This is a genomic window from Mesorhizobium sp. M7A.F.Ca.CA.001.10.2.1, assembly GCF_003998575.1.
GTDB lineage: Bacteria > Pseudomonadota > Alphaproteobacteria > Rhizobiales > Rhizobiaceae > Mesorhizobium.
Map to the genome: position 1 here is coordinate 1 of NZ_RZQY01000157.1, position 10,298 is coordinate 10,298.

Here is a 10,298-nt window from a genome sequence, read left to right on the forward strand (position 1 = left end):
TCACCACGCCGTCCGGCACGCCCGCTTCGACAAAGATGCGAGCCATTTCGAGCGCCGAAAGCGGCGTGTCTTCATGTGGTTTGAGGACGATGGTGTCGCCGGCGATCATGGCGGGCGCCACCTTTCGGCTGACCAAGGCGCTCGGGTAATTCCACGGAATGATGGCGGCGACAACGCCTACCGGTACACGCTGTATCCAGACCTGCTCTCCCGCGTAGTCGGACGGCAAGATCTCACCTTGAATGCGACGGGCAAATTCGGCGTAGTAGTCGAAGAACTCGGCTGCGCCGCCGACTTCACCTATTGCTTCATTGATCGGTTTGCCTTGTTCCCTGACCACCACCTCGGCCAGATGCCGGGCGTTCTGCCGGATCAAGACCGCGATCCGCTTCATGATCGCCGCACGGGCAAGAGGCGATTTGAGCCCCCAAGCCTTCTGCGCCTTGCGGGCGGCGTCTATCGCCTGGCGAGCCTGGTCTGGGCTTGCCTCGGGCACGTCGACAAAGGCCTTGCCGTTAGCCGGGTTGATAACCGAGCGCGTGCCAGCTTCGCCGATGACGAACTTCCCGTTGATCAACATGAGATACGATGTCTTTTCTTCTGCTGACATGGTTCAATCCGGTTCTGCGTGCGTTGCAGGCGTGCCGACGCCTAAGGGTTGGATTTCGCCGCGGCCATCTGGACCGCGAACTCGATCGCTTCGACCAAGCTGTCCTCATTGGCGATGCCCTTGCCGGCGATGTCGAAGGCCGTGCCGTGGTCGACGGAGGTGCGGATGATCGGAAGGCCGAGCGTGACATTGACACCGGAGAGCGCTTTCCACTCACCGGTCTCGGGATCGACATTGAAGCCGAGCAGTTTCACCGGGACATGGCCCTGATCGTGATACATCGCGACCACCGCGTCATACTGGCGGGCGCGCAACTTGACGAAAACCGTATCGCCGGGAACAGGCCCAAACACGGCAAAATCGGCGGAGTTGTAGGAGGCGACGACCGGGGTCGTGATGTCGATATCCTCCCGGCCGAAAATGCCGCCTTCGCCGGCGTGCGGGTTAAGCGCGGCAATCGCAATTCGGGGATGGGAAATGCCAAGGCCGTGCAACGCCTCGACCGTCAACTGGATAACCCGCCGCAACCGAGGTTCGGTCAGTTTCGATGGAACCTGGGCCAGCGCGACGTGGGTCGAGACGTGGCTGACGCGAAAATCGCCATGGGCGAGCATCATCACGGAATCGCGGGCGCCTGTCAGTTCTGCCAGCATGTCGGTGTGACCGGCATAATGATAGCCGGCCAGATTGAGCGCCTCCTTGTTGAGGGGAGCCGTAACGATGCCCGCAATTGAACCGGCCTGCGCCAGGCGAACGGCCTTTTCGATCGCCAGATAGGCGAGGCGCCCGCCTTCCGCCGACAAGACGCCTGTCTCGATAGGTGTGCGTTCGGGGCCGGCTTCGAGAATGGCTAGCGGCGGAAAAACCCCGGTGGCCGAAGCCGACGGCTGTTCCTCCTCGATGCGCCCGGAAATCGACTCCATCGCACGCATCGCGGTGACGCTGCCGATTATGAGAAGGGACAACGATCCGTCGGCAAGGCGCGGTTTCAGCCGTGCGCATGCCTTTGCGATGATCTCGGGGCCGATGCCCGCAGGATCACCCATTGTGATGCCGAGTCTTGGACCAGACATGAACGCCTCTAATTGGTCAATTGTGAGCATCTTCTAAGCCTTATAACCATCAATGCGCAATAGTTTTCTTTCGCGGTCATTCGTAATCAACGGTGCGGTGAAAATCGGCATGTTTTCAACCCCTCCGAGGGGGGCGAGCCCATATCCCCGGGCTGCTGAACCGTCGTTGGACGTGATTTGACCGGCGCGAATGACCCGCCCCATGCCTTTGGCCGGCGACGGTCCTGATCAGCGATGGGCTGGAGTCGCGAGCCTGCAGAAGAGGGCGCTGTCGCCGAATGCGCCAGATTTCGAGATTGTGGCCAGCCCCTTGAAAACACCGCCTTCGATCCTGGAAATCGGAAGCCCCGGCTCGATCTCGCTCTCGACCGTGAGTTCGACGACGCCCAGGCTGGAGCACACCGATCGCAATGTTTCACCGCCGGTGACGAGCAGCGTTCCGGGCAGTGGCAAGCCGTCGAGAAGCGAGGCAAACACCTTGCCGATATGATCCGCCACCGCGTGGCGATCACCCGATGCAGCGACGGTGACAACCGATGGCGCGCCTCTCATGATCCGTTTCGCCAAATCCCTTTTCGCTTTGTCGATGTCGCGTTCCACGACGATATGCGCGTCCGCATGGCTGGCGGAAAAGCAGGCCACCTGCGCCGTCGTGACTTCGTGATTTGTGCCGACAAGGCCAAGGAACGGGGCGGGCAATGCCGGAATAGGCATGCGTGGCGTGCCCACGTGCCGTGCCAGCGCTGCAGCCAGGCCGCCCGTACCAACCCAGAGTGTCCGCGGCGCGCTCGCCGTTGCAACGATTTCGTCCAGGTCCTTGTCCGTTTCGGCGTCGTAGAGTGTGATGAAATGAACCGGCCGCGCGCCCGGTACCGACCGGCCAGACGAAAAGCGCTGACCCAGGCCGGCGACGATGTCGGGACCTACCATTTCGGACCGGTCGAGCCGCCATTGACGCCCAAGACGTGTAACGCGGCCCTGAAAGGGGAACGCGGGTGCCAGAACAACGCGCTGGTACCCACCCTCGACGATGCAGGCTTGTATTTCGGCGATGACGTGACCGCGCAGAAGGCTGTCGATCTTCTTGAAACTCAGTTGTCCGGCGGCAAGCCACGGCGCGTACCTCGAATGTCTCGCGACGGCGGTTGTCTCGGCACCCTCACGTGTGGCGATATCGACAGCCAAACGCCCCGAGAGCGCACGATCCAGTTGCCAGCTCACGCCGACACCGTGGCCTGGCGAGGCGAAGCAAACCGCGCTGTCCAGAGCGCCAGTCAGGTCGTCCGCGATGATCCGGATATCGACAGTCTCAAGAGCGCTCAACTGAAGAACCCGGACGGCTGACGCGCACGACGCGGACGTTCACATCGAGCGTCCGAAGATTGGTGAGGTTGGCCTGATCGATGCCGTCATCGGTAATGACCTGGTGGATGTCGGACAGGCGGCAGATGGTGCAGAAATTGGGAGTGGTGAATTTGGAATTGTCGGCAAGCACGACCACCCGGCGTGCCGCGGCGATCATCGCCTGCTTCATCGCCGCGACCTCGAGCGAGGTCTCCGTGAGCATGTCCCCGGTGATGGCATGCGTGCCCAGAATTGCCACATCGGCGTGGATGGTGCGCAGGAAATTCTCGCCAGGCTGGCCAACCAGAGTTAGGGAACCCGGCTTGCAGGTGCCTCCAAGCATGACGAGGCGTACTCCCGGCACGGTTGCGAGTATCTGCGCGATCGCCAGACTGTTGGTGACGGCAGTAAGCGCAATGGGTGCAGCCGCGATGGCGCGGGCGACTTCCAGAACAGTCGTGCTTGCGTCGAAAATGACACTCTGGCCGGGGCGAAGTTCCGACATCATGGCCGCACCTATGGCCTCCTTCTCAGCCCTGGCGAAGTGTGCGGCAGTGGCGAGATCCGGCTCGAAGGTGGCGAGTTCCGTGCGTTGAAGCATTGCTCCGCCATGCGTTCGCTCCAATGCTCCCTGCCGTTCCAGTGTCTCGAGGTCGCGCCGGATGGTCGAAGGTGACGCGCCGATGAGATCGATGAGTTCCTGAACGCCAACGGTTCCTTCCCGTTTAAGGCATTCGAGAATGAAAGCATGGCGCTTGGCTGGGATCAGATCGACCCGTCCACGCCCGCCATCGTCTTCCCATGACCCGGCGGACGCTGACGGCGCCATATCTTCCACCGTTGATTTTCGAACATTCCTTGCCACGTTCCTATCTCCGCACAGTGCAGCAACACGCTCGCCGGAATCATGGCGAGCCCAGCATCGCGAATATCACGAATCCATTCGGCGAGCCCACTGGTTTGTTATGGCGATGAGCGAATTCCAATCGCTTTTGGCCTCATTAGAATTATTTTGACTGATTTTGACCATATGTGATAAGCGATGATCGTCAATCGTCGTCAATTGGCGCTGACAAGTGCGCAGTTCTTGTCAAAAAATGGGAAATTAAGTCAGCGATTCAGAGCGCTTGGCTCTGTTGCGAACCGGGTTGGAGGAACCATGTCTTTCTTGTCGAAGCTGAAATCGGCCCTTGTCGGCGCCGCTGCTGCGGCCGTCTTGTCAACGGCGGCTGTCGCTGCCGATGAACCCACGGTCGGCGTTGTCGTGCCGACCCTGGATGCGCAATTCTGGAACAGCTATGTCGCCTTCATGAAGAAGGGAGCGGATGAGCTTGGGGTAAAGCTCGTCGTGCTCAATGCCGACAACAAGCCCGACCAGATGGTCAAGTCGCTTGAGGACCTGGTGGCCCAGAAAGTTGACGGCATTGTTTTCACACCCTATTGGGCCACTGCCGCTCGTGGGCTTACCTTGGCGAAGGAAGCCGAGATACCGGTCGTTCTCACCGACAGCTACCCGGATTTTTCGCCTCAAACCGAGCGTTTCCCCAATTACATCGCCTTTATCGGGCCGAGCGATGAAGGCGCCGGATACCAAATGGCCAAGGCGCTGTTCGCAGCGATCAAGCCGGGGTCGGATGGCAAGAAAGTGATCGGCGTGGTGAACGGCACCGCCGGCACCTCGGTCGCCATCGATCGTCGCAAGGGGCTGGAAGACGCTCTCAAGGAAGCGCCCGATGTGCGCGTCGCCGGCGAAGTCGATGGCAATTTCGTCCGTGATACGTCACAGACCGCGTTTGAATCGCTCTTCCAGGGCAATCCGGACATCACCGGCGTCTGGGCTGCGAACGGCGGCACTGCGACCGGCGTGATGGCTGCTCTCAAGAATCACGGGAAAGCGCCCGGCAAGGACGTTATGGTCGTCGGAATGGATCTCAACCCTGAGAATGTCGATGCGGTAAAGTCCGGCGACCTGCTTTTCGATATTGGCGGTCATTGGCTTCAGGGCGGCTTCGCCCTTGTCGCGCTTTTCGATCAGATCAAGGGTATTCCGGTTCCCGCGGGCGCCGACAATGTCAAGCTGAAGCTGCTGCCGCTGACCAAGGATCGCGTCGCGCAGTTCGAGAAGGACTTTCCTGGCGGCGTGCCGACATATGATTTCAGGCAGCACTCCCGCTTCTACAACAAGGATGCCAAGCCAGCCGTTTTCGAGATGCAATATAGCAACTGAACGTACGGTTGGACCTGCCTGCAATCCCACGGTTGCGGGCAGGACCTGCCTGGCATTTGGGCGTATTCAATTCATGACACTGACTGCGAGCGACCTGCGCAAGAGCTACGGCCAGACACGCGCCGTGGATGGCGTATCGGTGGTGCTTCGGCCCGGTATGGTTCACGCCATCGTCGGCGAAAATGGAGCCGGCAAATCGACGACCTTGCGTATGCTCGCTGGCGCGGAACGGCCTGACAGCGGCGTTATGACGTTGGATGACGCAAGATATGCCCCACCAAGTGTTATCGGTGCGGCGGCCCTTGGCGTGTCGCTTGTATACCAGGAAATCACGATCAACCGTTCGCTGACCGTTGCCGAAAACATCTTCATCGATCGTCTGCGACAGTTCGCCGGCTCTCTCGGTTTTGTCGATCGCAGGCGTATGGAATTGGCGGCGCAAGCGATCCTCGAACGGATTGGCGCGCAAATATCGGTCTCTGCCGACATAGGCAGCCTCAATCTCGGCGAGCTGAAATGCATCGAGATCGCCCGAGCGCTGTCTACAAATCCGAAAATCCTCCTTCTCGACGAATCCACCGCCTATCTCGATCATCGAGAGGTTCAGGCTGTCCTTGGCGTCATCAGCGAACTCAAAGGGCAGGGGATGACCGTAGCCTTCGTCTCTCATCATCTCGACGAGGTGCTTGCCGTCGCGGATGAATTGACGATCCTGAAAGACGGGCAATATGTCGGAACCTATCGCAGGGCCGAGATCGAGCCCAATGAAATTCATCGCCGCATGGTGGGGCGCGAACTCGCGAAAAGCATCTATCCGCCGCGGCCGCCGAAAGATCCAGGCAAGCCGCGACGGGGTCCTGTTGTCTTCGAAGCCTGCGAGGTCGCCGTTGGGCGCGAACTCGACGGCGTCAGCCTGGATGTACATGCCGGCGAAATCCTCGGCCTTGCCGGATTGAAAGGCGCTGGCGCCGAAGCGCTGTTCGCAGCCATTTGCGGCGACTTGCCTTTGCGCAGTGGCTCGATGAAGCTTGCAAATGGTTCATACGCGCCGTCGAGTCCGACTTTCGCCTGGCGACAGGGCGTCGCTCATTTGCCTGGTGACCGTCACAATGAAGGCCTGATCGCCGACTTCAGTCTCCTCGACAATCTGGTGATGGCCCGCCCACCGCATCGTGGGCCGTTCTTCGATCGCGCCGCTGCCATTGCCATCGCGGGTGACCTCATCGCCCAGTTCGGCATCAAGACGCAAAGCGTCGACGCGTCCTGCCGTTCGCTCTCGGGCGGCAATTTGCAAAAGGTGGTGATCGGCAAATGCTTGGCTGTCCAGCCACGTCTGCTCCTGCTCAACAATCCTACACGCGGCGTCGATATCGGCGCCCGCGCGGAAATCTATCGCATCATTCAGCAGAAGGCGGCGCAGGGCCTCGCCGTGATCCTGTCTTCAGAAGACATGCCTGAGCTGATCGGTATGTCGGACCGTTTGCTGGTGCTCCGGCAAGGACAAATTACGCATCGCATCGAGACGGCAGCCGATGCCACCGAGCATGACATCATTGGACATATGGCCTGACCATGGAAACGAACGTGACCTCGATCGCCACCAAGAGACCGAACGCAACCAGGGAACCCGGCGTCAATGCCAGGTTCGAAGTCGTCAAACGCGGCTTTCCGCTTGCCATGCTCGTCCTGCTCATTGTGATCTTCTCGATAGCCTCGCCACGCTTCCTGACCTTCAGCAACCTTCTCATCGTGCTTCAACAGGGCACGGTGCTGCTGGTTGCTGCGCTCGGCATGACCTTCGTCATCATGGCCGGTTCAATCGATCTTTCGGTCGGTTCAATTGTTGCACTGGCGGCATTGGCAGCCGCATTGACAGCTGACAGCCTTGGCGCCGCGGCGATCATTCCCGCCATTGCCGTCGGTGCTGTTGCCGGATTGATCAACGGCGTTCTCCTGGCCAAAGGCAAGGTGCCGTCCTTCATCGCAACCATGGGAGCGATGGTGGTCTATCGCGGCATCGTGCTGCTTTTTACACGTGGCGCTCCTGTCTCGATCGAGGATGAGCAATTCCTTGATGTCTATACCAATCGGACTTTGGGCATTCCGCACTCCGTGATCGTTGGCCTGGTGCTGATGGTTGTCGCGTATGGCATCATCAACAGGACGGTGTTCGGGCGCGAGGTTCGCGCCATAGGCGGTGGGGAACGTGTCGCCATTCTAACGGGCATTCAGGTCGCGCGCGTGAAAATCTATATGTATGTGCTTCTCGGTGCCTTGTGCGGCATTGCCGGCTTGCTACAAGCCGCGCGCGCCATGGCCGCCACCGCCCAACTCGGGGAGGGGCTTGAACTGGACGTCATAGCCGCGGTGGTCGTCGGCGGAACACCATTGACTGGAGGCGTAGGCAGTGTTGTCGGTACCATGCTGGGTGTTTTGATCATCACTCTGCTTTCCAACGGCATGAACATGGCCGGTGTCGATCCGTACCTTCAGAATATCGTCAAGGGTACGGTTTTGGTCTGCGCCGTATTCGTGACCATTGATCGCAAGAAGATCGGCATCATCAAGTGAGCGTCGACCTGCGGTTGGGCGAGATCTCGCGCCTTTCTGATCTTCGTGCACTCGACGTTGTATCTCCAGTCTGCTGGCGAACTCGCTGCTGGTCGCCGTCCGTCGCTCTCCCAGCCACGTACGCCATGGTGCGGTTGAAGGGTGGCGGTCGCTTCCTGCCGGCTTTCACGCAGGCGACCTACGTGGCGTAAGCGGTTCGCCCAATTTGACTCAAGAAGCTGATTCAGCATTTGCTGACCATATTCATTTTGAAACGAATGGCAGCTTTGCGCCTCCGTTCGCTAATTCGGGATGCCTTTGCCACTACCCAAAGGCAGACGTCACCCGAAAGCCGTTCCCTCTGGGTAAAAAAGCCGCGTTACCTCTTTGGCCAGCTCATGGGTTCCGACAGCGCCTGCATAACGTGGAGCTCAAAAGCGCCGGGCGCGTGGCTTGCCTCGGCCAACTGCCGGGCATCCCACTCTCGGACAATGCTGCCCTCGGCCAGAAGCACCGCGCGGTTGCAAAGGCCGGGAACGGCTTCCACGATATGGGTGGAGATGATGACCGCGTGGCTGCCCCCTCAGTGCGATGGCACGGATGATGCGCTTGACCTCAAAGGCGGCGAGCGGATCGAGGCCATTCAGGGATTCGTCGAAGATGAGCAGCGGTGGCGCGCCGAGCAATGCGGCGGCAATGGCAATCTTGGCCTGCGTGCCAAGCGAATATTCGGCAATCGGCCGTTCGAGCCAGCGCCTCAGCCCCAATCTCTCGACAACTTCGACGCCAGGCCAGTCATTCTCCGTACAGCCACGGATCGACGCGACGAGCTGGAGATATTGCCGCCCGGTGAGCGCTGCCGGCAGTTCAGGCGGATCGATGGCCAGACCGAAGCCGGCCTTGGCGGGCTCCGGCGCGCTGGCGAGATCGCGGCCGTCGATCGCCACACTTCCCTGGAGCAGCCGGATCTGACCGGTGATCGCCTTCAGCAAGGTGGATTTTCCTGAGCTGTTTGCGCCGAGCAGGCCAAGGATGTCACCCCGATCGAGCGTCATCCCGATGCCGGCGACAACTGGTCGGCCCCCATAGCCGGCGCCGAGCCCGCGAACCGCGAGTATCTCGACAGGATCGACACTGCTATCCATGGCGATATCTCCGTTGCGCCCGGTGCCACAGGAACAGGACAAGGGCGGCAAAGCCGATCAGCACCGTGCGCCCATATTCGAGCGACTCGTAGCTGGTGTAGGCGATGGCGCCGAGGAAGCTCAGCGCGGCGACGAATGGCGCGGTCATGAAATAGGCGGCAAACACCGCATAGGCGCCGTTCAGCGCCAGCAGCCAGAAGCCGCTAGCGAGCGGCATCGCCCAGGCCGAGGCTCAGCCGCCAAGGCAGCAACGGCCGGCAGGAGAAAGTAGGCGACCGACAATTGCAGGGGCAGCCGCGCCAGGCGCAGCCAGGCCCTGGTGAAGCCGAGCGGAGCCGTGCGCAGCACTGGCGAGTCCAGCGGATGGAAGCGCGCGCTCAGCATGAAGACGAGAAGGCCGCCGGTCAGGCCGGCCATGGCCGCCGGCACGGCATCGTGACGAACGAAGCTGATGGAGGCAGCAACAACCGTCGCGAAACCAAACAGGATGGCTGCTCCCACCAGCCGCCACGAAAGTACTATGCGGCCGGCGGGTAGATCCCAGGCCCAGCTGGAGAGCCACGCCGGTGTCGAACGATCGACGGCACCTAGCAAGGGCCGGCGCCCGTCCGGATCCCTTGCCAGATCGGCAGTGTCGGCGTTGACCAGGTCGCGCGCGCTCCGCAGGCACAGGACGGCTGTCGCACAGAAGCTGGCGCCAAACAGGATCGCGGCGCCGAGACCCCAGGTCGGTGCCAGTGGTTTTGCAATGACGAGACAGCCAAGGCCTACTGCTGCTGCGACGATGAAAACAATGGGGACGCCCAGCGCACACGCCGCCACCGCCGCCATGCGCCGGCGCTCCCGAAGCGACAGCGGCAAAGCCTTCAGGAAAGGCGCGAAGGCGCGCGACAGGCAAAGCCTGGCGAGCGCGTTGCCAGCGAAGCCGCCAAGAATGAGAAGCGCGCTCGGCAAACCAAGCAGCCACAGCGCCTGCTCCTGCCGCAGCGTGGCCGCCCCGGCCTGCAACGCGACAACGACGTCGGCCATGGCGTAGGCAAAAAGGGCCCAGCCACCAAGCCCGATCCAGGCAAGGTCGCGGCGGCGCATCGAGCGCAAGCCAGCCGAGAGTTCGCGTCGGAGCAAGGTCAGGACAAGCCCGTCGTGCCGCATTGTTCCATCTTCGTGATCGGGCCTCAAAGCCGGTTGGATATCGACATAGGTCGGTGACGATTGTGCCGCCAGTAGGGCCGTAGCGGCTCAGCCTCCCACAGAGGTTTGGCGGTTACATTCTTCAGCGCCATCAGGAGATAGCCCTGCATCGTCGCCTGAAGGCTGGTCGTGGCGGTGCGCACCCCGCCGTCGCGTCC

At 61.1% G+C, this 10,298-nt stretch carries 10 protein-coding genes; 3 read left to right on the forward strand and 7 right to left on the reverse strand.

Annotated elements, in window-relative coordinates:
- The 4 genes from EN964_RS12840 to EN964_RS12855 form a co-directional block, all read right to left on the reverse strand.
- The coding region (locus EN964_RS12840) for an aldehyde dehydrogenase (protein ID WP_127276422.1) at nucleotides 1–610 on the reverse strand (610 nt) is incomplete at its 3' end.
- A 41-nt stretch (nucleotides 611–651) separates the two neighbouring features.
- Nucleotides 652–1,683: a 4-hydroxythreonine-4-phosphate dehydrogenase PdxA gene (gene pdxA, locus EN964_RS12845; RefSeq protein WP_206517092.1), complete on the reverse strand. Its 1,032-nt coding sequence runs from the start codon at nucleotides 1,681–1,683 to the stop codon at nucleotides 652–654.
- Between the two features lie 228 nt (nucleotides 1,684–1,911).
- Nucleotides 1,912–3,006, reverse strand: a complete 1,095-nt coding sequence (locus EN964_RS12850; RefSeq protein WP_127268458.1) for a four-carbon acid sugar kinase family protein — start codon at nucleotides 3,004–3,006, stop codon at nucleotides 1,912–1,914.
- Complete coding sequence (locus tag EN964_RS12855) at nucleotides 2,993–3,856, reverse strand: DeoR/GlpR family DNA-binding transcription regulator (protein ID WP_164748685.1); 864 nt, start codon at nucleotides 3,854–3,856, stop codon at nucleotides 2,993–2,995. The genes EN964_RS12850 and EN964_RS12855 overlap by 14 nt, the downstream gene beginning before the upstream one ends.
- 330 nt (nucleotides 3,857–4,186) lie before the next feature.
- On the opposite strand from EN964_RS12855, the gene EN964_RS12860 reads away from it, so the two are divergent.
- The 3 genes from EN964_RS12860 to EN964_RS12870 all read left to right on the forward strand — a co-directional run bounded on the left by EN964_RS12860 (nucleotide 4,187) and on the right by EN964_RS12870 (nucleotide 7,825).
- Entirely contained in the window at nucleotides 4,187–5,254 is a 1,068-nt protein-coding gene (locus EN964_RS12860) for an ABC transporter substrate-binding protein (protein ID WP_127372127.1), read from the forward strand.
- A 73-nt stretch (nucleotides 5,255–5,327) separates the two neighbouring features.
- Nucleotides 5,328–6,824: a sugar ABC transporter ATP-binding protein gene (locus EN964_RS12865; RefSeq protein ID WP_164750984.1), complete on the forward strand. Its 1,497-nt coding sequence runs from the start codon at nucleotides 5,328–5,330 to the stop codon at nucleotides 6,822–6,824.
- Between the two features lie 14 nt (nucleotides 6,825–6,838).
- Entirely contained in the window at nucleotides 6,839–7,825 is a 987-nt protein-coding gene (locus EN964_RS12870; RefSeq protein ID WP_164748686.1) for an ABC transporter permease, read from the forward strand.
- Nucleotides 7,826–8,235: 410 nt separating this feature from the next.
- Here the strand turns inward: EN964_RS12870 and EN964_RS12875 are convergent, their stop codons facing one another.
- The 3 genes from EN964_RS12875 to EN964_RS12880 are packed head-to-tail and all read right to left on the reverse strand — an operon-like array spanning nucleotide 8,236 to nucleotide 10,101.
- Nucleotides 8,236–8,949, reverse strand: coding sequence for an ATP-binding cassette domain-containing protein (locus EN964_RS12875; RefSeq protein WP_236382661.1), 714 nt, complete (start codon nucleotides 8,947–8,949; stop codon nucleotides 8,236–8,238).
- Complete coding sequence (locus EN964_RS38500) at nucleotides 8,942–9,166, reverse strand: hypothetical protein (protein ID WP_236382662.1); 225 nt, start codon at nucleotides 9,164–9,166, stop codon at nucleotides 8,942–8,944. Before EN964_RS38500 ends, EN964_RS12875 begins: the two co-directional genes overlap by 8 nt.
- Nucleotides 9,130–10,101 (reverse strand): hypothetical protein, encoded by a 972-nt coding sequence (locus EN964_RS12880; RefSeq protein ID WP_236382664.1) that lies wholly within the window; start codon nucleotides 10,099–10,101, stop codon nucleotides 9,130–9,132. Before EN964_RS12880 ends, EN964_RS38500 begins: the two co-directional genes overlap by 37 nt.
- Between the last annotated feature and the right edge of the window lie 197 nt (nucleotides 10,102–10,298).